13 protein-coding genes and 8 pseudogenes are annotated in these 22920 nt (G+C 52.3%); 4 read left to right on the forward strand and 17 right to left on the reverse strand.

The features are described from left to right. Positions 1-3 precede the first annotated feature (3 nt). The 7 genes and pseudogenes from JCM15764_RS06950 to JCM15764_RS29395 form a co-directional block, all read right to left on the reverse strand. Positions 4-846, reverse strand: a complete 843-nt coding sequence (locus tag JCM15764_RS06950) for an NlpC/P60 family protein (protein ID WP_054693952.1) — start codon at positions 844-846, stop codon at positions 4-6. A gap of 41 nt (positions 847-887) precedes the next feature. Then, positions 888-1998, reverse strand: a pseudogene (gene prfB, locus JCM15764_RS06955) (peptide chain release factor 2). Between the two features lie 40 nt (positions 1999-2038). Next, positions 2039-3595, reverse strand: a complete 1557-nt coding sequence (lnt, locus tag JCM15764_RS06960) for an apolipoprotein N-acyltransferase (protein WP_054693955.1) — start codon at positions 3593-3595, stop codon at positions 2039-2041. Next, positions 3595-4448, reverse strand: a pseudogene (locus JCM15764_RS06965) (hemolysin family protein). Before JCM15764_RS06965 ends, lnt begins: the two are co-directional and overlap by 1 nt. A gap of 47 nt (positions 4449-4495) precedes the next feature. After that, a complete protein-coding gene (locus tag JCM15764_RS06970) occupies positions 4496-5203 on the reverse strand; it encodes a diacylglycerol kinase (RefSeq protein ID WP_243688517.1) in 708 nt (235 codons plus the stop codon). A 70-nt stretch (positions 5204-5273) separates the two neighbouring features. Beyond that, entirely contained in the window at positions 5274-5726 is a 453-nt protein-coding gene (ybeY, locus tag JCM15764_RS06975; protein ID WP_054693957.1) for an rRNA maturation RNase YbeY, read from the reverse strand. Then, positions 5626-8017 (reverse strand): annotated as a pseudogene (locus tag JCM15764_RS29395) (HD family phosphohydrolase). Before JCM15764_RS29395 ends, ybeY begins: the two are co-directional and overlap by 101 nt. Positions 8018-8301: 284 nt before the next feature. On the opposite strand from JCM15764_RS29395, the pseudogene eno reads away from it, so the two are divergent. Beyond that, a pseudogene (gene eno, locus JCM15764_RS06985) lies at positions 8302-9592 on the forward strand (phosphopyruvate hydratase). 409 nt (positions 9593-10001) lie between these two features. On the opposite strand, the gene JCM15764_RS06990 reads toward eno, so the two are convergent. From JCM15764_RS06990 to JCM15764_RS29405, 3 genes and pseudogenes are all read right to left on the reverse strand, one after another. Beyond that, positions 10002-10565, reverse strand: a complete 564-nt coding sequence (locus JCM15764_RS06990; RefSeq protein ID WP_054693960.1) for a hypothetical protein — start codon at positions 10563-10565, stop codon at positions 10002-10004. 82 nt (positions 10566-10647) lie between these two features. Beyond that, positions 10648-10917 (reverse strand): annotated as a pseudogene (locus JCM15764_RS29400) (GreA/GreB family elongation factor); the annotation flags it as partial. Beyond that, on the reverse strand, positions 10841-11053 hold the full coding sequence (locus JCM15764_RS29405; protein WP_439645265.1) for a hypothetical protein: 213 nt from the start codon (positions 11051-11053) through the stop codon (positions 10841-10843). The pseudogene JCM15764_RS29400 and the gene JCM15764_RS29405, both read right to left, overlap by 77 nt. Positions 11054-11205: 152 nt before the next feature. Between JCM15764_RS29405 and JCM15764_RS07000 the strand changes: the two genes are divergently transcribed. Then, on the forward strand, positions 11206-11439 hold the full coding sequence (locus JCM15764_RS07000; RefSeq protein WP_054693963.1) for a GSU3473 family protein: 234 nt from the start codon (positions 11206-11208) through the stop codon (positions 11437-11439). A gap of 14 nt (positions 11440-11453) precedes the next feature. Here JCM15764_RS07000 and JCM15764_RS07005 read toward each other — a convergent pair whose 3' ends face one another. From JCM15764_RS07005 to mutL, 6 genes and pseudogenes are all read right to left on the reverse strand, one after another. Beyond that, entirely contained in the window at positions 11454-12314 is an 861-nt protein-coding gene (locus tag JCM15764_RS07005; RefSeq protein ID WP_054693965.1) for a ChaN family lipoprotein, read from the reverse strand. A gap of 35 nt (positions 12315-12349) precedes the next feature. Continuing rightward, positions 12350-13651, reverse strand: a complete 1302-nt coding sequence (locus tag JCM15764_RS07010; RefSeq protein WP_054693968.1) for a DUF512 domain-containing protein — start codon at positions 13649-13651, stop codon at positions 12350-12352. Next, positions 13651-14721 carry an AI-2E family transporter gene (locus JCM15764_RS07015; protein ID WP_243688519.1) on the reverse strand — a complete coding sequence of 357 codons (1071 nt, stop codon included), beginning with the start codon at positions 14719-14721 and terminating at the stop codon, positions 13651-13653. Before JCM15764_RS07015 ends, JCM15764_RS07010 begins: the two co-directional genes overlap by 1 nt. A gap of 143 nt (positions 14722-14864) precedes the next feature. Continuing rightward, positions 14865-15089, reverse strand: a complete 225-nt coding sequence (gene hfq / locus JCM15764_RS07020; protein ID WP_012648177.1) for an RNA chaperone Hfq — start codon at positions 15087-15089, stop codon at positions 14865-14867. Further along, a complete protein-coding gene (gene miaA, locus JCM15764_RS07025) occupies positions 15049-16029 on the reverse strand; it encodes a tRNA (adenosine(37)-N6)-dimethylallyltransferase MiaA (RefSeq protein WP_054693974.1) in 981 nt (326 codons plus the stop codon). Before miaA ends, hfq begins: the two co-directional genes overlap by 41 nt. Positions 16030-16150: 121 nt before the next feature. Then, positions 16151-17830 (reverse strand): annotated as a pseudogene (gene mutL, locus JCM15764_RS07030) (DNA mismatch repair endonuclease MutL). 226 nt (positions 17831-18056) lie between these two features. On the opposite strand from mutL, the gene pepN reads away from it, so the two are divergent. Beyond that, positions 18057-20627: an aminopeptidase N gene (gene pepN / locus JCM15764_RS07035; RefSeq protein WP_279384319.1), complete on the forward strand. Its 2571-nt coding sequence runs from the start codon at positions 18057-18059 to the stop codon at positions 20625-20627. A 36-nt stretch (positions 20628-20663) separates the two neighbouring features. On the opposite strand, the pseudogene JCM15764_RS07040 reads toward pepN, so the two are convergent. Then, positions 20664-21137: pseudogene (locus JCM15764_RS07040) on the reverse strand (EVE domain-containing protein). A 551-nt stretch (positions 21138-21688) separates the two neighbouring features. Here JCM15764_RS07040 and JCM15764_RS07045 point away from each other — a divergent pair. Continuing rightward, positions 21689-22917 (forward strand): annotated as a pseudogene (locus JCM15764_RS07045) (ammonia-forming cytochrome c nitrite reductase subunit c552). The last annotated feature ends 3 nt before the right edge of the window (positions 22918-22920 follow it).

A 22920-nucleotide genomic window follows, 5' to 3' on the forward strand; every position in this document is an offset into this window, starting at 1 on the left:
GTTTCAGAAATATCTTTTCGCCCCAATGAAGCGTTTTATGAAATAAGCTTCTTCAATTCCTGATATCTTAATGTCGTCACCCCGGCGCGGTGCGTGGACAAAGCGCCCATCACCGATGTAGATGCCCACATGGTTTATTTCTGCCTCGGAATTACCGAAGAAGACCAAGTCACCGTCCTTGAGATCTGCCTTGCTGATGTTGTCCCCCACCTTGAACTGCTCCCTTGAACTGCGCGGGATGTTGACGCCGCAGAGGTTATAGACGGCCCGGGCAAATCCGCTGCAATCCATGCCGTCAACCACGGTATCTCCACCCCAGCGGTAAGGAATGCCGACAAAGCGTTCTGCCGTGCGGGCAGCAATGGCTCCCATGTCGCCATGTGCCTTGGCGTGGTCCGGGGTTTCGGCTTCACCGGCTCGCTCCTCTCTGCTTTTCTTAGGTACTACCGGCGTAAGTTTCTTGAGGGATGGCTGTGGAGCTTTTTCAATCCCTACTTCTCTCGATTTTTTCCCGTCGAGTTGCGGCGGAGCGATGAAATAGGAGCCGATAACCTTCTCTGCAACAAGACGCTTGGCAGCCTTTTTAGCCTTTTCTTTTGTTTCGAAATCACCGAAACGAACAGCATATAGGCCGCTGTCCTTTCTGAAGTAGAAGGCCTCGATTCCCTTTTGCTGCAGCCTGTTTGTAAGCCGTTCAGCGTTTTTCACCTCTGAAAAAGCTCCTACCTGTATGGCAAAACCGACCCGCGACAGTCCTTTCACTGCTTTCATTTGTGCAGCACAGCCGGTATTGGTCAGACAGAAGAAGGTTAGTATGACAGCTATATATAAAATCCTGCAAATCATTTGCCACACTCCCAAATCACGACTACAAACCACCACCCATGTCAGATGTCCTTAACCTCGCGGCGGACCCCCATGAGAAAGGCGACTATAAACTGCTCCAGTTCCCCATCCAGGACCGCATCAGGATTGCCGCTTTCAACCCCGGTGCGCAGGTCCTTTACCATCTTGTAAGGATGCAGGACATAGGAGCGTATCTGGCTCCCCCAGCCGATTTCCTTCTTTTCTCCAGCGATTTCGGCGGCCTGTGATTCCCGCTCCTGCAACTCGCGCTCATAAAGCTTTGCTCTCAGGACCCGCATAGCCGTAGCCCGGTTCATATGCTGACTGCGCTCTGTCTGACAGGCGACAACGATGCCGGTAGGAATGTGGGTGATCCTGATGGCCGAATCGGTCGTATTGACGTGCTGGCCGCCAGCACCGCTGGAGCGAAAGGTATCAACCCTCAGGTCGGTTTCGACAATCTTTACATCGATATCGTCTTCTATCTCGGGAAAAACAAAAACCGAGGCAAAAGAGGTGTGGCGACGGGCATTACTGTCAAAGGGTGAGATCCTCACCAGCCGGTGAATACCAACCTCGGCTTTCAAATATCCGTAGGCATACTCGCCACTGACGGAGAAAGTGACCCCTTTGACACCAGCCTCATCGCCGGCCTGATAATCGGTAATCTCGGTTTTCCATCCTTTACGTTCACAGTACCGCAGATACATGCGCAGCAGCATTTCGGCCCAGTCCTGGGACTCGGTACCACCGGCGCCGGAATTGATGGAAAAAAGCATGAACTGGCATCATGGGGACCGGAGAGCATCTTCTGGAACTCGGCATCGGCCACCCCTTTTTCCAGCTGATCGTTCAGGTCATGCACTTCGGCAAGAGTCGCCTCATCTTCCGCCTCGCTTCCCAGCTCTATAAGGACCCTGATATCTTCAACCTGACGGTTGAGCTGTCCCAGGAGGCCAGGGTCTTCTCCATGACCGTCCGCTCCTTGAGAACTTTCTGCGCAGCCTCATTATCGTCCCAAAAACCGGGGGCGGCGATCCTGGATTCAAGTTCCTGAATATCTTCCCGCAGGCTGTCTATGTCAAAGAGACCCCCGTAAGTTGTTGATCCGTTCCGCCATTGCTTCAACCGCGCCACTTCTTCTCTGAACATCGTCTACTCCTCGAATCGATTTATTTCAAGCGGGGTGGTCTCACCCGTCAATCTTTTTCCTGAAAATTCTGACAATCATCCCAACCGACAGCAACAAGCAGGACCACGCAAAAACGTCGCCAAATCGGTTGTAGATAGTCCGCTTCATGCCGAAACGAACTTCCCCCGAAAGGAAGGTTTCTTTGAAGAGCGTGGTCATGCCGCGGATGTGCCCCTTGCTGTCTATGACCGATGAGATGCCGGTATTGGCAGCGCGGACCAACGGCACCCGGTTCTCCACCGCCCGAAACACAGTCATGGAAAGATGCTGGTAAGGTGCCGATGATTTGCCGAACCAGGCATCGTTGGTGATGTTTACCAGCAGACGACTTCCGGCACGGACATATTCCCGGGCAAGTTCCGGAAATATTCCCTCAAAGCAGATCAGAACCCCGATCTCCCCTTTGCCGGTGTTAAGGGGCACCACCTTGGATCCAGGCGAAAAGTCGCCTATTCCGGCCACCAGTTTGTTGACGAAAGGGAACAGTTTCTGCAACGGCACGTATTCCCCAAAGGGCACCAGGTGCATTTTATCACTACGGCCGAGAACTTCGCCGGAGGGGGAGAGGAGAAAGGCACTGTTCAAGTAACGGATACCTTCATCTTTTTTCTCGAAGGCCGGACTGCCTACCACGAGACAACTCTTCATTTCGGCAGCCAATGATCTTACCCTTGCCGCATACTGCTCTTCAGTCTGGAAATAGAAAGGAAGAGCACTTTCAGGCCAGACAACCAGAGTCCCGCCGCTGGCACAAGCCTTGCGCGTAAGTCTTTCGTAAATGCCAACCGTCGACTCTTGAAAAGCCGGATCCCACTTCACGTCCTGGGGGATATTCCCCTGGACCAGCACAACTTTAAGTGGCTCCCCCTGCTCTGCCTGATTGAGCCGGTAGAAGCCATAGCCGATGGTGAGCGCCATCAGAACCAGGAAGATGAAGCCACTTCTGGCAGGATAGGCAACCGCCTCCTTTCGGACCAACCCCTTTATAATCCGGTAAATGATGATGTTAGCCAGAGCGATCAGAAAACTGACGCCATAGACACCGGTAACGTCAGATATCTGGATCAGAGGCAGGGTACGGTATTGGGAATGGCCGAGGGATGCCCAGGGAAAACCGGTCAGGACAAAAGCGCGGATGAACTCGAAGCCCACCCATAGAAAAGGAAAAGAAAAAACCGATGAAATCCCAGCTTTTTCACCTCGATTTACCAGATAGGCAATAATTCCCACATAAAGGGCTATGTATGCCGACAAAAGCAGATAAAGACAGAAACTGACCACCAGAGGAAGCTTACCATAGGTGGTCATAACTATATTGACCCAGTAGAGAATGCCACCATAGGCAGTAAGGCCGCAGATAAATCCAAGCCGAAATGCCGTCTTCGGATCTTTTTTGCCCACGGCCAGAAAGAGCGGCACGAAAGCAAACCAGACACAGATGGATAACCCTGGTTTTGGGAAGGATAGCGCCAGCAAAATGCCGGACACTACCGCCAACAGATAATCACGGCGAGGAGCGGCATTGAAGTCAGGCATATGAAATCTGCTGTAATTCACTAGCCTTCCGTCTCCTCTACCGCGCTGCCTTTCCTGGCGATTCGCACCTTGCTTATACGCCGCTCATCAGCCTCAAGAACCGTCATGTGTATATGATGGTTATCCACTTCTTCCCCGCTGGCTGGAATGCGACCGAGAAGGTGAAATATCAGCCCACCTACCGTATCGAATTTTTCCCTTTCAATATCTATTTGAAAATGCTCTGCCAACTCCTCGATGGGCAGACGGGCATCGACGGTCACAGAACCGTCCCCCTCTTCCACAAGCCAGTCTTCTTCCAGGTCGTATTCGTCCTGGATGTCCCCGACAATCTGCTCAAGCAGATCTTCAATGGTGACAAGCCCCGAGGTGCCGCCGTATTCGTCGATGACAATGGCGATATGGACCCGCTTTTTCTTGAATTCGTGGAGCAGTTCCTCAAGGTTTTTGGTTTCGGGGATAAAGTAAGGAGACCTGACGATCTTCTTCAGAACAATGGCAGAAGCCTCCATGCCCCAATATTTGAGCAGGTCCTTGGCATAAATGAGGCCAATGATGTTGTCGATTGTGCTTCGTAAACCGGTATCCGGGAGTGGCCGCAGGCAATTATCGCAGCAAGCACCTCCTTGACTCCGGCATCTGAGCTGACACATGCCATGTCGGTGCGGGGCACCATTATTTCGCGAACCACCGTGTCGCCGAGGGCGAAAATGGAGCGGATCATCTGGTTCTCTTCCTCGTTGATCAGCCCCTCTTCTTCTCCGGCATTCATCAATTCCTGTATTTCTTCTTCGGTCACACGTCGGCGCCCGGAAAGAAAGCGGCTGACGATGTCAATAAGACCAGGGCTTTTTTTGCCGTTGTCCCCTTCCAAAGATATGTTCCCTCCACTTTATTCAGAAAATGAGTCGACCAGCTTCTTCATCCGGCCACTTTAAAAAGAAGCAGCACCGCGAGAGTAATACCGGTTCCGGTCAACGCGCCAAGTACCACTTCCCGCAAGGAGTGAATGTTGAGAAGCAATCGGGAATGGCTGACCATAGTTGCCAGGGCAATGGTCAGAATTGACACCATCGGGTCTTTTGTATTGAGAGAAACCGAGGTGGCGATGGAAAAGGCCAAAGCTGCATGGCCGCTGGGGAGACCACCTTGCAGCGGGGTGCCTCTGCTGGTGCGGGTCTTAATGATTATAACCACGATCACCACTATCAGGATCGAAACCAGGGTCCCCATTTCTGTAGGGGTTCCTATCATGCTGAGCATCTCCTTGTAAACCGGAAATATGTAGTGCGAGAGTATAAGGTATCCCATTACTGCCGTGCCGATGGCTGCCACCAGTACAGCTCCTGCGGCGGTATCCTTGGCTATCTTGGCCAACGGATGGTATTCGGGTGAAACCAGATCCACAACCACTTCGACCGCAGTATTCATCAGCTCGGCAAAAAGAACGAAAGAAACCGATAAGGTCAGAAGAATGAACTCAAGTGCCGTGACATGGAGAAAAAGCGTCGCAATCAGCACGACCAACGCTGCCAGAAAATGGTTGCGCATATGCTTTTGGGTCCTGGCCGTGTAGAGGATGCCTTCGATGGCACAATTTGCAGAATCTATGAAGCGCGTCGGCTTCAAGGACGCTCCAGTCGGAACTTTGTCCGCTTCCTTCCCATGGTTTTCATTTAATGCCACTATCTCAGCCAATCTAGACAAGTCCTTTCCGGTTCAGATTACCGAAAATTTCCCGCTCGCGAATCTCCATTCTTGCAGCTTCCGCTTCGCCGCTGCGTTCGTGGTCGTAGCCGGTAATATGGAGTATGCCGTGCAAAAGCAGGAACGAAAGGCGGGAAAAAAAAGGCATGTCACCTTCTTCTGCCTCCCGCGAAGCCGTATCGGCACAAATGATCACATCCCCCAGCATCTGGGGGTTGAGTTCGCCAAAATCTCCTTCGTGCATGGCAAAGGAAATGACATTGGTCGTCTTATCGCGGTCGAGATAGTCGCGGTTGATGCGGCGAATGGTTCGATCGCCGACGATGCTGATGGAGAGTTCGCTGTCAGGACATCCCAAGTCGCTTAAGATCATCTCCGCCACTTTTCTTAGCTTCTTCGCTTCTATCGGCCAGCGCCTTTGCCGGTTCGCTATCGCTATCTTCAATGGATTTTTTTCCTCCGCTTCCTTTTTCCTTATAAGCAGGCTCCGGATAGTCTATACGTTGATGATAGATGCCGGCTAGTATCCTGTTGAAGCTCTTGGCAATTTCATGCAGGTTTTTCAGGGTCAGCTCACATTCGTCCAACTGTCCATCGATGAAGATATTGTTGATGATCTTCTGAACCATGCCCTGAATTCGTGCTGGGGTAGGATCGGACAATGTCCTGGATGCCGCTTCCACACAATCAGCCAAAAGCACCAGGCCCGCCTCGCGGGTTTGAGGCTTGGGCCCCGGGTAACGGAAATCCCTCTCATCCACCGCTTGCAGGTCGGTGACGGCCAACCCCTTCGCCTTCTGGTAAAAAAAGGTGATGAGAGAAGTGCCATGTGACTGGCGGATTATGTCGATGATCGGTTGCCCCAGCCGGCTCTCTCTCGCCAGTTCAACTCCTTCTTTAACATGGGAAATGAGTATGAGAGCGCTCATGTTCGGAGAAAGCTTGTCGTGCCTGTTTTCGCCTCCTCCGACATTTTCTATGAAGTAGAGGGGCTTGCTGATCTTGCCCACATCATGGTAATAGGCTGCAACCCTGGCCAGAAGAGGGTTGGCATTGATCGCTTCGGCCCCGGCCTCCACAAGATTTCCGACAACGACACTGTGATGATAGGTGCCGGGAGCCCTGACCATCAGTTCGCGCAGGATCGGGGTATTCAGATTTGCCAGCTCCAGCAGTTTGATGTCGGTTGTGTAGTGGAAGAGAGCCTCAATGAGAGGAATAGTGCCGGTAACACATACAGCATTGAAAATGCCGCCCAATCCGGCAAAGACGACGCAGTAGGCCGTCTGAATGGTGAAGGCGCTGTCGCTGAAAAACTGGAAGGAAATTGCCATGGCCACATTGACCACGCTTACCTTCAATCCTGCCACATATATGGCGTTTCGCTCCTTGCATTGGCGTACCCCATGGGCACCGACAATCCCACCTAAAAGGGCGTAAATCACAACCTGAAGGCTGCTGTTGAACATAATCCCGAGTAACGGCGCACAGACAGCACAATATACGAGTGCCACCTCGGAATTAAGAATAATCCGGACAATAATGGCACTGGCAGCAAAAGGAAAGAAATAGTAGTAAACGGCAGTGTCGATAAAAGGTAAAAGGCTGCCCATGGCCGTTGAAACAATGAAGGCAATCTTCAGGACAACAAAGTTGCCGATGGTCATCAGGGTAAGGAGCAGTATATCCTTGTTGGAAGGGCTGAATTTGCGAATGTTCTTGCGTGCAAAACGATATGGGAAGTAGAAGAGGACCAGTACAAGCCCCAGAACACCTACCCCCATGAAAAACCTCTCTATGCCGCGGGACTCGAAGATACTGTCCAGCTTTGTAGCCTGTTCCTGGGTAACCCTCTCTCCAACCCGGACAATCATCTCCCCCTCTTCACCTGAAAGAGCACGGGGCGAGTTGCCGAGCTGGCTTCATGCTTCATTTGCTCGGTCGCCTCGCGATCAAAGATAAGATTCGGAGTTATCATCCGGCTCAATAAACCCTTCAGGAGCGCACAGTCGCCCGCCGAGGCGGATAGAGCAAGCTTCATGCCGGCAAGAGCCTTGCGAGCTTCACCAACGTCCATATAAAAGGAGTAATCACCGGCAGCAATCTCACGTTTTGTTTCAAGGTCAGTGACGACAAGGCCGTGTCTGCGGTCATCGGCAAAACCTTTTTTGTTCTCAACAATCTTGTTGTGATAAATGGTTGTGGCAAGACGTTCCAACTCCATCTGCAGTGACTGGTCGGATGTGAGTCGGGACAGCGCAGCTGCCTCCTTGTCAGAGACATCCTGCGTCAACAGACGCCCTATATTCTGGCGAAAAGCTCTCCAGCGTCTTCATCTCGCTCTCCGGCATTGCGTATAAGGGCAAAAGCGTTCTCAAAGCGTCGAACTACGTCAAGTGCAGCAGTGGAATTATAATTGTAGACAAGGGGAGAAACAGCCTCTGCCTCGGAACGCTTCTTTTCGGTAAGAAGGCGATCCTCGATGAAATAGTCCTGGGTAGCCCTGATATCAGAGGTGGCAACGTCTCCTACCTTGTATTTCACAGCCAGAAATTGATAGCTGGGGATGATAAGGAAAGTGAGAAGGAGGGCTGTGCAGAAAAGCAATATGAATCGACAGCGCTTTTCCTGTCTCGGATCGGAGATTTTGTCAACTACCGAGCCGAGACATCTTTCGCCAAGAAGGGTGAGCGAACCTTTGGTTTTTCTATCTTTGTCGCCGCTTTCAGTGGGCATTATGTATGTTATTCCCGTTGTTCGGCCACCTGTAACCGCAGTGACCGATCGTCAATGGCAGGAGCGTTCCCGTGAACAGCAGCACAGGAACGTTTCAAGAAAAATTTCGCTAAGGACAAGCACTAAATATAGCCTTATCGCCATGCAGTGTCAACTCAAACCATCGCTCCGTCCTTTGGGTAAGTTAATAAAACTACTTCCATTTACAGGAAAGTGTGCTATATAAACAAAATTGACATTACAGGTGCCTTGCCTGTGAAATATTTCATTATGGAGGGGTATGAATGAGCCAGATTACAGATGTATATGCCAGAGAAATTCTCGATTCCCGGGCAATCCGACACTGGAGGTAGAAGTTTTTCTCGAGTCGGGAGCCATGGGAAGAGCGGCAGTCCCATCAGGCGCCTCTACCGGCGAAAGGGAAGCTCTTGAATTACGTGACGGCGACAAAGGGCGCTACCTGGGTAAAGGGGTCCTCAAAGCAGTTGCCAACGTCAACGATATAATCGCCGAAGAAGTCATCGGCATGGAAGCAACAGACCAGATCGGCATCGACCGCAAAATGCTGGAGCTTGACGGAACGGAATTCAAGAGCAAGCTTGGCGCCAATGCCATCCTCGGTGTCTCTCTGGCTGTGGCCAAAGCTGCTGCCGATGAGGTAGGTCTTTCCCTTTACCAGTACATTGGCGGAGCAATGCTAAAGAGCTGCCGCTGCCGATGATGAACATTATCAACGGCGGTGCCCACGCAGACAACAACGTGGATATTCAGGAATTCATGATCATGCCTGCCGGCGCCAAGAATTTTGCCGAGGCGCTGCGCATGGGGGCCGAAATTTTCCATGCCCTCAAATCGGTTCTCAAGGGCAAGGGCTACAATACCGCTGTCGGCGATGAAGGGGGCTTCGCTCCCAACTTGAAATCCAATGAGGAAGCGCTGGAAGTGATCATCGAAGCGATCCAGAAAGCAGGCTTCAAACCCGGCGAAGATGTGCTGCTGGCCTTGGACGTTGCCTCTTCCGAATTGTTCAGCGACGGAGTCTATACCCTGGAAAATGAAGCCCAGCCTAAGAAGACAGCGGACCAGCTGATAGATTTCTACGAAAATCTGGTCAACAAGTATCCTATCGTCTCCATCGAAGACGGCATGGCGGAAAATGACTGGGAAGGCTGGAAAAAAATGACCGAACGCCTGGGCAAAAGGATCCAGATCGTCGGCGACGACCTTTTCGTCACCAACCCCAAAATCCTTAAAGAAGGCATCGATAAAGGAATCGCCAACTCTATTCTGATCAAACTGAATCAGATCGGAACTCTGACAGAAACCCTGGACGCCATCGAGATGGCCAAACGTGCCGGATATACCACGGTCATCTCCCACCGCTCAGGAGAAACTGAAGACACCACCCTGGCCGACCTTTCTGTCGCAGTCAATGCAGGTCAGATCAAGACCGGCTCCCTCTGCCGCACCGACAGGGTCTGTAAATATAATCAGCTTCTGCGCATCGAAGACGAACTGGACGCCGTCGCCCTTTTCCGTGGCAAGGAAGTCTTTTACAACCTGAAGAAAAAGTAGATATTCATCGCCACGATTCAGAATTAGAGGGGTAGTTGTCTCCATTGGAGGCACTACCCTTTTTAAATTTTTCAAGCACAAAATAAAATGTAACCAACTGGAATCACTGGCAATTTATCTCTTGACTATTACCCTGCCGGTAGTATCATATAATCAAAAGCTGAAGTTGTTCTTTCAAAAAATGGTGTTACATGGGGCAACGCTGAATAGGCAGTTCATACTACATCCGTCATGAGCGTAAAAACCTCTGGAAAAAGGGGAGACAGCCCAGCAAAAGGTTATGTGGCCCTGCAAGGAGCATGTAATCCGGAAACCGCCTGTCGTCCACCGTCGGATATGTAGAAAGAGCCCGTTATGTAACACCAGAATCAGAAACGCCCGGATCAGATCCGGGCGTTTTTTATTTTACCTAAGATAATGGCTGTTTCTCTGCCGCTTCCAGCAACACTTTTCCCAAAATAACATCCGCAGCAACACTAGTCAGCAGCCCGATCGGTATCGGTACCACCAGGGCAAAGCAGACACCGGTTATGACATTCAGAACACCGTAAGGTTTGAATCGTGTACCCGTCAAGCCTGGCAGGCGAAGCAGCCGATAGCCGAAGACAGCCTGGGTGACGCCAGATGGCACGATAAGAATGATGGCGAAAAGTCCGCCGGCCTCCCGGAGTGGCTGACTCAGCAGACCGAGCATGCTGAGAACGGTCACCGCGATGTTCATCCAGAGCAGCAGCTTGACAAGCATATCGACATCATGGAATTGGTGGCTGCTGTTGAGATAATCCAGCAAGGTCAGCATGATATAGATGAATAGCAGCGTTGAGATCAATGTCAGTATGGTCTGGACAGCACGTGCACCATGGCTGTCGTCCAGAGCCAGCATGAACGAAAAAAGAAACAGTGGAACCGTTACGATTGCATTGGCAACGGCAAGCCACCCTGCCTTGGCCAACCGTACAGATGTCAGGGCCATTATTCACCCACAAAAGGCTTGTAGCCACATCTATAATGGTGAAGGTGGCCACCCCGGCAGGCCTTCTCACCACCACCTCGTCCCCTTCCTGCTTGCCGATAAGTGCCTTGGCCATGGGAGAATCGACGCTGATATAGCCCTTTCCCGGATCAAATTCATCCGGCCCTACTATTCGGTAGACGACCTCATTGCCCTCTTCATTTTCAAGCCGCACCCATGCGCCGAAGAAAATCTTTCCCTTCCGCTCCGGTTGGTCTTCCACCACTGTCAGAACATCAAGGCGCTTCATGAGAAAACGCACCCGCCTGTCGATTTCCCGCAAACGTTTTTTTGCCATAAATGTATTCCGCATTTTCCGAGCGATCACCTTCAGCTGCAGCATCGGAAACCGCCTGAGTCACCCGTGGGCGTTCCACCTTCCATAAATATTCAAATTCTTCCCGAAGGCGCCTTGCACCCTCAGGGGTAATATAATTGGAGTTCGACATTACTTTCTCCATTGGTTTCAACAGTGATTTATTCATATCACATTAAGTTGAATAAAAGCAAAATCATAAAAAATTGATTTCTTATTAAAGTTTTTATCATTTGGTACGATAACTTCCCTGTGGGCTTAATATGTTCTCTACATGGAGGAAACATGAAAGTGATGGTATGTTATGACGATGACAGCTATGACATTGTTGAGGACTATTGCCTGGACTATCTCATCCGGGTAGGCAATATAACAGGTTTCTGCCGGTCCGATAAATGGGTAAGGGTTGGTGTCGATTCGGTCCGGGATGAGAACACTTTGTGTGAAACCTATGTGGGAAAGGAAAGGAGAAGGCCCCTGCTTGAAAAGAGGTTAGAACACGCGGACAAACCCGAATAGAATCAATCGACTCTTTACTCCATAAGGATATAATCTGCGTCGTCTTTCGCCACATTATCCGGCGATAGTTCAGGAAATTCGGGCAGTATAACTTTATATGAGATATCAGAGGCGCGTTCAAGTTCAGCAGGAATACCACTTTTCAGTGCATGTCCGGCCCCCGTCAGGACCACCATTGTTCGTCCGGAATTCCTCCTCACATAATTCATTATTCCCGATGCCATGAAAGAATTCCATAATTTCTGCGCCTCGCAGAAATGGATAAAAGACTTGTCGCTTTTGTTGTGGGATGCGTAAACCTGTCTTATGAAGGCCATGTATTCAGGATCCACATTACAGGTGACCCCAGGGGGAACCTTTTTCAATTCTTTTGGTGTCAGAGAGGCGAAACCTCGGCGGGCCACCTTTTTCGGAATTTTTGGATCTATGTTAAGACCGATGAGGGGTATACGGTGCTCTTTGGTGTAAAGAAAAATATCGCTGTAAAGGGGCCATGGCATTTGCCAGTTTTTATAGTAAAGCCTGATGAAGGTTGATTTGTCCAGGGTTCCGTTGGTCCAGAGGTCAAGATGTCGCTGACTGTCGGCGGTAAACATCTCCATACCGACTGCAATGGGGGTTTCAGCCTGATGATAGGCCTCGATAACGGCCAACTGCAGCTGATGATGCTCTTGACTGTCGTGTGATTCACCTATGACAACAACATTTGTCCCTTTCATTTCATCGATCATCTGCTGAAAGGTTATGATTTTACCATCGCTTACACGATAAACCGGCTGATCATTGGTAATATGTCCAAATGCCGGTATAGCCACGAGAACCGCAATACAGAGAGCTGCAAAAAAACCTGACAACACCGGACAAGGTCTGGGCATTGCTTCCCCCGTCAGTAATTAGGGATCAAGCGGCTTCATGCAGACTGAAATCGGATAATTGCTTCGTAAATTCCACGAGGCGTCGATTCGGCGACCACGATATCCTTCCCCAAAGCATTTTGCAGATCATCAGTACTTAAATCATCGAGGAAAATCCCTTCCCCTTCCTTAAGCATAACATCCGGTATAAGAATTACATCCCCTGACTCCACTTTCTTCAGGCAATCCAAAATGTCGCCACCGGAAACAAGTCCAGTCACCGTGACGGTGTCCCCAAAGAGCCGATTTTTTATCGGCACGGTTGTAAACTTTATTCCTGTCTTGTCCGCCAAGCGGTGAAGGAAACCCTCCAGATAAGGATATGGCGACTCCCCGGTTACAACGGTGACAGATGCCTGCTTCAACCTTTTTGCCCCATGGACAACTTCATCCGCTTCCTCCAGAAAGACCGGCACCATACCGACACCGTTTTCAATCTGTGGGAGGTCTCCGTACAACTCAAGGGGAGGAAATGCCACCTCCCCTTTAATGTAGAACTCATCGGCAAAAAAGAGGAAAGGTTCCCCCAGACGCCTTGCCAGCCCGGCCATTTCAGGCTGCCATTGGGAGAGCAATTCAGCTGCATATTCCTTCGTCACCGACTGTAAGGCCGGCAGTCCTTTGCGGTGCATGGTCAGGCCGACCGGTACCACAGCCAGGGAAGCAACAGCGGGAAACAGTGACGACAGATCGGCAACTGTCCGGGCCAGAACTTTGCCATCATTGACTCCAGGACAAAGCACCACCTGGGTGTGCATGGTAATGCCGGCCCCTGCCAGTTCCTTCATTATTTCGAGAATAGGAGGAATTCCCGGCTTGCCCAACATCTCTTCCCGCACCAGAGGATCTGTTGCATGTACGGAAATATAGAGCGGTGAGAGCCTTTGCGACTTGATCCGCTTCAGGTCGCTGGCATCGATATTGGCCAGAGTCACATAGTTGCCGTAGAGGAAAGAGAGCCGGTAATCCTCATCCTTGACGTAAAGAGGCCTCCGCAGTCCCTTGGGCAATTGATGAACAAAACAGAAAATACACTTGTTGCCGCACTCGGCAGGAACCGGCGCCTGAAAAATGAGGCCGAGAGGCTCGGATTCATCCCGTTCCACCTCCATCTCCCAGACCTCTCCATCCCCTTTCACAACCTCAAGGGTCAGCTCCTCATCTGCGGAAAAAAAATTAAAATCGATGATGTCCCGCAGCCTGTGGCCATTGATGGCTACCAACCGGTCCCCCGCCTCTATTTCAAGCTCGTCGGCGATGCTTTCCGGTATAACACTTTCGATCAACAAACCTTCCATCACGCACCTTTGTAATATGCCGTGCTCCGGTAATAATCGAGCAGCGAGCGAAAAAAAACGTTGAGCACTGCAGTTACCGGCACCGCCAGCAGCATGCCGAATATGCCGAACCATTGGCCCCCCATGAGAAGGGCAAGGATTGTTACAACAGGATGCAGCCCCACCTTGTTACCAACGATTTTGGGGGTAATGATGCCCCCTTCTGCCGCCTGCACCAGCATGAACCAGCCCAGACAAAGCATTGGATGTAGAAGATCATGGAACTTGAGAAAGGCCATGAGCATGGAAAAGACAATGCCGAAGAGCGTCCCCAGATAGGGAATCATGAACAGAAGGCCGGATATGGTGCCGATGAGAATAGCCAGGTCAATACCGATGAAGTAAAGTCCGATGCTGTAAAGCACCGCCAAAATGGCGCAAAGCATCAATTGACCGCGGACGAAGGATGAAAGCACCTCATCCACCTCTGCCGCCTTCTGACAAAACCATGGCCTGTAACGCTCCGGGACAAGATTCAGCAATGTGGTCTTCAGTTCCGGCATGTCCTGGAGAAAATAAAAAAGATAGATGGGAGTGATGAAATAGCCGAGGATGGATAGAACGAAGGCCAAGGTGGAGCTGAAGGCCCGCGTAACAACGGCGAATGTTTCCTTGAACAGGCTGAAGGAAATGCCGCGCAACCGCTCAAGCGCTGTTGTCAGGTGTTGATAGGCCTTTTCCGACGTCTCGATATCCAGGTACGCCTTCACGCCGGCCGGTATATAGTTGTACAGCCGGTTAGCGTACTCGGGAAGATTTATCTCTATTGAACCCAACTCCCCTTTTATGGAGACGATGAAGAACAATATTGCCAGGGTGGCCAGAAGAACAAGCACAAGGAAGACTAGAATTATGGCAAGTGTCCGGTTCATCCCTCGCTCCGTCAGCTTTGCCACGAGAGGGTTCAAGATGTAGGTGAGGATCAGGGCAATAAAGACCGGCAGGAAAACTGTTCCTGACAGGAAAATCACAGTCAGCGCCACTAAAGCAAAAAGCATAGCAATGATCAAAAATTTTTTTTCACTGGTCATCGTCATGATTATCCCGAATAAAGAAAGATGATTGGCTGCGCAGCCAGCAAGGATAGCGCAGCAATCCCTCTTTTACAAACAAAAACAGGGAAGACCCAGCCGGGTCAATCCCTGTTTTTTGATCGTTGAAGCTGTTGCAGTGCCTATTGATGCAGTCTGAAATTACCGTCCACAGAAGTTATGCTGGATATGGCGTGTTTATAGATGAGAAGATCGCCCTGTACTTCCATAAGAACCGAGAAATTATCGAACGACTTGATGTAGCCTTCCAGCTTGCTGCCGGCCATGAGCTGGACGGTAACCTTTACCCTCTCTTTTCGTGCCTGGTTAAGGTACTGATCCTGGATGTTGAAAGGTGCTTTTGGCATGGTCCTCTCCTCTTTCAAAAAATTCAATCACATGGTTACAAATATTAGCAAATGCCGCAGGATATTCAACCCATTTAATCCCATATTCTTTATTAAACCAAGTCATCTGCCGTTTTGCATAACGTCTCGTATCCCTCTTGATCAGCTGCACCGCCTGATCCAGAGAAATTTCACCCTTAAGAAAAGAACATATCTCCTTATAGCCTATGGAGCGCATTGCCTTTAAATCCCTGGCATAGCCCAGTCGGAACAGCTCCTCCACTTCCACGGCCAGGCCCGACGCTATCATTTCATCAACACGCTTTTCCACCCGGCTGTATAATTCCTGCCGCTCCACATTTATCCCCAGCATCAGGCAGTCATACATCTGTTCGGCAAAACCATGCTCCTGCCTGAACTGTGACATTGGACGCCCCGTCTGCCGGTACACCTCCAATGCACGGATAATCCTTACCCGGTCATTGGGGTGAAGTCGTTCGGCAGTAATCGGGTCAACCTCAGCCAACAGCTGCAAAAGGCCTTCGTTGCCAATTTCTTTTGCCAGTTCATTCAATTCTCCGCGGATTTGTTCGTCTCCGCTAGGCGAATCAACCAGCCCTTGGAGCAAAGCACGGATGTAAAGGCCAGTCCCCCCAACGATGAAGACTCTCTTGCCGCGGCTGTGGATATCTGCGATGGCCGCAACGGCATGCCGGCGAAAATCGGAAGCGGAAAAATTCACATCAGGAGTAACGATATCCATGAGGTGATGGGGTACGCGGCTGCTCAGGTCGGCTGACGGTTTAGCCGTACCGATATCCATGTCGCGGTATACCTGCATGGAATCGGCATTGACGATCTCGCCGTCAAAACGCTCGGCCAGGCGCACCGCCAGCTCAGTCTTTCCTGAGGCAGTGGGCCCGACGATACTCACCAGTTTGATTTTCTCTTCACTCTTCACTCTTTGTTCTACCGTTTAAACATCCGCTCGATCTCGGCAAGGGTCAGTGTGTGTAACACCGGTCGCCCATGGGGGCAGTTGCTGGAAAATTCTGTGGCATCCATCTGCTGAAAGAGTGCCTTTATTTCCTGTTGGCTAAGGCAATGACTTCCGCGCACAACACTGTGCAGGCGATCCTGGCCAGGATGTCTTCCAGGATGTCCTGAAAAGAACGGCTTCGGCCCAGGCTCTGCAGCTCTTCCAGGATGTCCCGCAGTGTCTTCACATAATCATTGCCGCTCAACAGGTGAGGCACGGCATTCAACAGCCAGGTGGAACCACCGAATTCCTCCAGGCTAAACCCTACCCGATCCAGCTCGGTTTGGTGCTCCCGGATGACAGCACCTTCCTTGAATGAAAACTCCACCGTTTCGGGGAAAAGCAGCCGCTGTGACTCCACTCCCATTGCAGCATGCTGGGTCTTCAGGCGCTCAAAGGCAACCCGCTCATGTGCGGCGTGCTGATCGATGATAACCAGGCTGTTTCCATCCTGGCAAAGGATATAGGCAGCGTTAAACTGGCCGATCACCGAAAGGCCGGAAAAATACCGGTGCTCTACTTCCGGCGCAGGAGCCGCCCCAGCTACCGGCATGGGATCAGCCGGAGCTGTTTCTCTGAAGCTTGCCGGCACTGCCGGTGTGGACATCCTGAATGATTGTTGTGTCGTTTGTTGCGGACGGTATTGGGTCAATGACTCCCGCACCTGGGCAATCCTTGCAGCCGCTATGGATGTGGAAGCCTGCGTCTTTTGCACCATGGGCTGTGTTCTTACCCATGGGGAAGAACGCAGCACTGACTCCACGGCCTCCTGAATGGCGTCATGCACCCTCTTGCTCCCGAAAGCGAACTTCGTGCTTGGTGGGATGGACGTTCACATCCACCTCTGCGGCGGGAACGCTTATGAAAAGCACCACCACCGGATAACGGCCCCGCTCCATGAAATTGCGATAAGCCTGAAGCACGGCATGCTGCACTACCTTGTCCCTTATGAAACGGCCGTTGATATAGGTATAAACATGGGAAGCGGCGGAACGACTGCATTCGGGTTTGCCCACCAGACCGGTGACATTGAGTTGCCCGTCGCAGAAGTCTAACGGATAAAGATCCTGGGAGAGTGTGCGACCGAGAAGGGTTGCCACCCGTTCGCGCAGGTCCGCATTGAGAGCGCGAAAAACCGTCTTGCCGTCGTTGGTGTAAATAAAGCGGATGTCGGGGCGGGATATGGCCAGCCTGGTCAGGAGGTCCCCCACATGCCCCGCCTCAGTTTCGCTGCTCTTCATGAATTTGAGGCGGGCCGGAGTGTTGAAAAAGAGGTTGCGCACCGAGATTACTGTCCCTTCGGCCATGCCGCATGCCTTGACCTCCTTTATCCGCCCCCCCTCGGCATAGATTTCGGTCCCTTCCAGGGACCCCTTTTCCCTGGTTGCCAGGGTGAAACGTGAAACGGAAGCCACCGAGGGGAGCGCTTCACCTCTGAAGCCGAGGGTGGCCAGGCTGAAGAGATCCTCATCATTAGATATCTTGCTGGTGGCGTGCCTTTCCAGGGCAAGCAGGGCATCTTCCGTGTCATGCCGCAGCCGGTGTCGGAGACCCTGATAAGTCTTTTTCCCCCGGCCTCGATCTCGACCATGACCTCGCTACAGCCTGCATCCAATGCGTTCTCAACCAATTCCTTCACCACAGAAGCCGGTCTTTCCACCACCTCGCCGGCGGCAATCTTGTTGGTCAACTGCTCGGGAAGTATCTTGATCCGCGTAGCCACTAAATCACCTCGTCAAATACGGCCAAGATACCCCATCCACCGCCTTGTTGTAAAGAAAGTTACCAAGTTCTCCTTTGCCGGAAAACCTTTTGATGCTACAATTTCCCCTGCAACCATGCCAAACCAACTGCCGGAGAATCAATAATGACCGAAAATCCCCATCGCACCATTTGTCGCAAGGACTACACCCCCCCCGATTATATCGTCGATAGAGTGGAGCTGCGTTTTGAACTGGACGAGGAGACGACACGTCCATTCCCGACTCAGCATCATGCGGCCCCCCCAGGCATTGGCCTCTGGAACGCCCCCCCTTGTCCTGGACGGGCACCGATTCACGCTGTTGGAAATCAAGCTGGACGACAAGGTGCTTGTCCCCGGCAGCTATAAAGTGGACCAGGAACATCTGACTATTGACCAGGTATCGGATAAATTCGTCCTTGAAATCACCACTGAATTGCGTCCCCAGGACAACACCTTTCTGGAAGGGCTCTATCGTTCCGGCGGCATGTTCTGCACCCAGTGCGAAGCTGAAGGTTTCCGCTCCATCACCTATTTCCCCGACCGGCCCGATGTGCTGGCAGTTTATACCACCACCATCGTGGCCGATAGGCAACGTTACCCCGTATTACTTTCCAATGGGAATCCGATTGAAAAAGGAAATTTCGACAACGGCCGCCACTTCGTCACCTGGCATGACCCGTTTCCCAAGCCCAGCTATCTCTTCGCCCTGGTGGCCGGAGACCTGGTCTGCCTGGAAGATACCTTCACCACCCGCTCCGGGCGTCAAATTGCCCTCCGCATCTATGTGAATGAACAGAACCGGACCAAATGCGATCACGCCCTACGGTCGCTGCAGAAAGCCATGCTCTGGGATGAGGAAAATTTCGACCGCGAATACGACCTGGATATCTACATGATTGTCGCCGTTGATGACTTCAATATGGGAGCCATGGAGAACAAGGGTCTGAACGTCTTCAATTCCCGCTACGTGTTGGCCAGCCAGGAAACGGCCACCGACGACGATTTTCAGGCCATCGAAGAGGTCATCGGCCACGAATATTTCCACAACTGGACCGGCAACCGGATCACCTGCCGCGACTGGTTCCAGCTCTCCCTCAAGGAGGGGCTGACCATCTTCCGGGACCAGGAATTTTCAGCGGACATGGAATCGCGGGGGGTCAAGCGCATCGCCGACGTCCGTTACCTGCGCACCGCCCAGTTCGCCGAAGATGCCGGGCCCATGTCCCATCCGGTAAGGCCCGAATGCTACATGGAAATCAACAACTTTTATACCGTCACCGTCTATAACAAGGGCGCCGAAGTGATCCGCATGTTGCGCACCATGCTTGGTCCTGAGCGCTTCCGCCAGGGCATGGATCTTTATTTCAAGCGCCATGATGGCCAGGCGGCAACCGTTGAGGACTTTGTCCGGGCCATGGCCGATGCGGGAGGGATTGACCTGGGCCAGTTCAAGCGGTGGTACAGCCAGGCGGGTACCCCGAAACTGCAGATAAAGGGGGAATTCCAGGCCACGACAGGAACATATCTCCTCAACATCAGGCAAAGCTATCCAAAAACAGGTGATGAGACACCGAAGGAGCCGCTTCACATCCCTCTGACCATGGGTCTGCTCGACAGGGACGGCAATGAATTGCCCCTGACCATGGAAGGGGAGGACTCTGCCGGACCGACGACACGGGTTCTGGAGTTGCACCAATCGGAAGAGAAATTCCGCTTCACCGGTCTGAAAACGGCCCCGGTGCCGGCACTTTTGCGCGGGTTCTCCGCGCCGGTTCGGCTGGATTATGCATACAGTCACGAGGAGCTGGTCCTTCTGATGGCCCATGAGACCGATCCCTTCTGCAGATGGGAGGCGGGACAGCAGTTGGCTATCCAGGTCATGCTCGGCCTGGTGGCCGACTGGCAGGCCGGGCGTCAACTGGAGCTGGACAAAGGCATCATTTCAGCCTTCAAAGAAACTCTTTCCGGCAACGAAAAAGACCGTGCCTTTCTCGCCGAGGCCCTAACCCTGCCCAGCGAGGCATATCTGGCCGATTCTATGGCCGTGGCCGATCCCGATGCGATCCATGCCGTCCGTCAGTTTGTAAGAAAAAGGCTGGCTACCGAGCTTAAGGCGGAATTTCACCAGGTTCACTCGGCCTGCCGCCCGACCCGCCCCTACAAGGTGGGTGATGGCCTAGCCGGAGACCGACGTCTGGCCAATCTCTGTCTCGCCTATCTCATGACCCTTGACGGCGATGAAGAAGTCGCCCTGTGCATCGACCAGTACCGTAAGGCTGACAATATGACCGATACCATGGGAGCGCTGGGTCCGCTCGCTTCTTCCAATTCTCCCGGTCGGCGCATCATCTTTGAAGAGTTCTATCAGCGCTGGCAGGGAGACCGACAGGTAGTTGACAAGTGGTTCTCCCTGCAGGCCACATCGAGCAGGCCCGATACGCTGGTGGAGGTGGAGAAACTGCTTGGCCATCCTGCCTTCGAACCGGCCAACCCCAACCGCTTCCGTTCCCTGGTCGGCGCCTTCTCCCAGGCCAATCCAGTGCGCTTCCACGATAAAAGCGGCGCCGGCTACAGATTTCTCACCGATCAGCTGATTCGCCTGATACCCATCAATCCGCAGGTCTCCGCCCGCCTCATGTCGCCCCTGACCCGCTGGCACCGTTTGGACCAGAAACGGCAGGAATTGATGCGTGGAGAACTGGAACGGATCAGGGCGCTCCCCAATCTGCCGCGGGATGTTTACGAAGTGGTGGAGAAGAGTCTTGCAAAAAACTGATAGCCAAAAGAGCCGGTGAGGGCACAGGAGTGAACACTACTCTTCTACGCCTCCCAGACGCAGAATCTGCCGCCATTCCTCCTCCCGCACCGGCTGAATAGACAGCCGGCTGCGGGAAAGAAGGACCATGCCCGACAGCTGGGTTGTTCTTCAGTTCCGCCAGCTTGACCGGCCGGGGGAAATGTTTGACAAAGCGCACATCCACCATGTACCAGACCGGCTTCTCTGCCGTACTCGCCGGATCGAAATGCTTATTCTCCGGGTCACGCGCCGTCCAGTCCGGATATCCGGCCTTAACAACCTCGGCAATGCGACGATGGCCGGCTCTGCAATGTTGCTGTGATAAAAAAGCACCTGATCCCCCACCTGCACCTCATCTCGCAAATAATTCCTCGCCTGGTAGTTCCTCACCCCGTCCCAGTGTTCGGTGCTGTCCGGACAGGTTCTAAGATCATCGAATGAAAAATTTGCCGGCTCCGACTTGAAAAGCCAATAGTTGCGTTGGGACATGCAGATCACCCTCCCGTCGATTTCAATCCATTCTAACTGTAGCAGACAGCTCTGACAAGACGCACCATCGTCATAACTATGAACACCAACTAAATACTGTTTATTGACTTAGATCAAACCTTAATTATTATTTAAATATTATTTTTCCGCTGTAAACTTGCATTTTAAAAAAGGAGGGTTTCATGATCAACAGGAGATTGGCGTCTGTAGCCGCTGCGGCTGGAATGGCAATGCTTTTGTCGTTCCCGATTTTTTCAACGGCGGCAAAGGGAAAACCCGCAGCAAAGGATGATGGCAGGGAAACCTGCTATGGCTGTCACGACGAAGTAAAGGCCCTGAAAGAGGGTTCAAAGCATGCAAAACTCGCCTGCAGCACCTGCCACGATAAACTCAAGGAGCATCTGGACAACTCTGAAACCCGGCCGATAACCATCATTGACTCCGCACTCTGCGGCAAATGCCACAAAGATGAGTATGCCACATCCATGATGGTTGATTACGAAGCCCCCGCCCGCAAAGAAAAGGGTATCCCCGGCGGACGCTCTCCGGTTATGGACAAACTGCTCGCACCCTATGGCTTTACCATCGAACATAACGAACCCCGTGGCCACGCCTTCATGGTCACCGACCAGTTCGTCGTCGATCGATTCGCCGGTGGCCGGTTCCAGTATAAACAGCGCTGGGCCGGTGTTGATCAGGTCGGCAAAACCTGGGATATCCTGGAAGATAAAGGACCTGACTTCAAGATGGGCGAAACGGGCAAGGCAGGCAATCCAACCTGCATCCAGTGCAAGACGTCAGATCACATCCTGAAATGGAAGTTCCTTGGAGACAAGGACCCGAAAGCCAAATGGGATCGCACTTCCGACATCATCGCCGTGGCCAAGGATACCCACAACCCGGTAGGTTGCATCCACTGTCATGATCCCCACGGCGCACAACCGCGCATTGTTCGCGATGAGCTGATCAACCAGATCGACAAAGGTTCGACCATGTTCGCCAGAAACGGCGCTACCGACCTGAAAGTGATCTCTTTCCGGGACGGCTTCCGCAAAATCGGCGTCATGAAGAAGTCGGACTCCCGTATGATGTGCGCCCAGTGCCATGTGGAATATGCCTGCGGCAAGGGTTTCGAGTTCGACAGCGGCAAAGGGGTCGGCTATGAGGACCAGCGCACCAACCACATGCCTCTGAAGCAAGTAAGGGAGTTGCTCGACCATTACCGGAAGCTCAACTTCTACGACTTCAAACATGCGGTGACCGGAGCCCGCCTGGTCAAGCTTCAGCACCCGGAGGCGGAAACCTATGCCGGCAGCGTCCATGAAAAGGCCGGCGTCACCTGCGCCGACTGCCATATGCCGGTGATGAAGAACAAGCAGGGCAAAAGCTATAAATCCCACATGATGGTCCGTCCCCGCAGCCACGTCAAGGAATCGTGCCAGGCTGCCACCCGAAATGGAACGCCGAGCAGCAGCTCTACCAGATCGATGCCATAAAAAACTATATCAGCGGCAAGATGCGCAAGTCAGAATACTGGCTCGGTGAGCTGATCGATACCTATGCCGCTGCAAAGCGTTTCGGGGTCGATGAGGCAACGCTGGCCAAAGCACGGGAAAAACATGAAGAAGCCCATGTGCTGTGGGAATGGTGGACAGCAGAAAACAGCGACGGCTTCCATAACCCCGATCTGGCCCGTGACAGCCTGGCGGCCTCGATTACCGCCTCCAAGGAAGGGGTAGCGCTGCTGAACAAGGCGCTGGAGGAACGGGGCAAGAAGTAGCTG

This window comes from Geotalea toluenoxydans JCM 15764, assembly GCF_001311985.1.
In the GTDB taxonomy this organism is placed as follows: Bacteria; Desulfobacterota; Desulfuromonadia; order Geobacterales; family Geobacteraceae; genus Geotalea; species Geotalea toluenoxydans.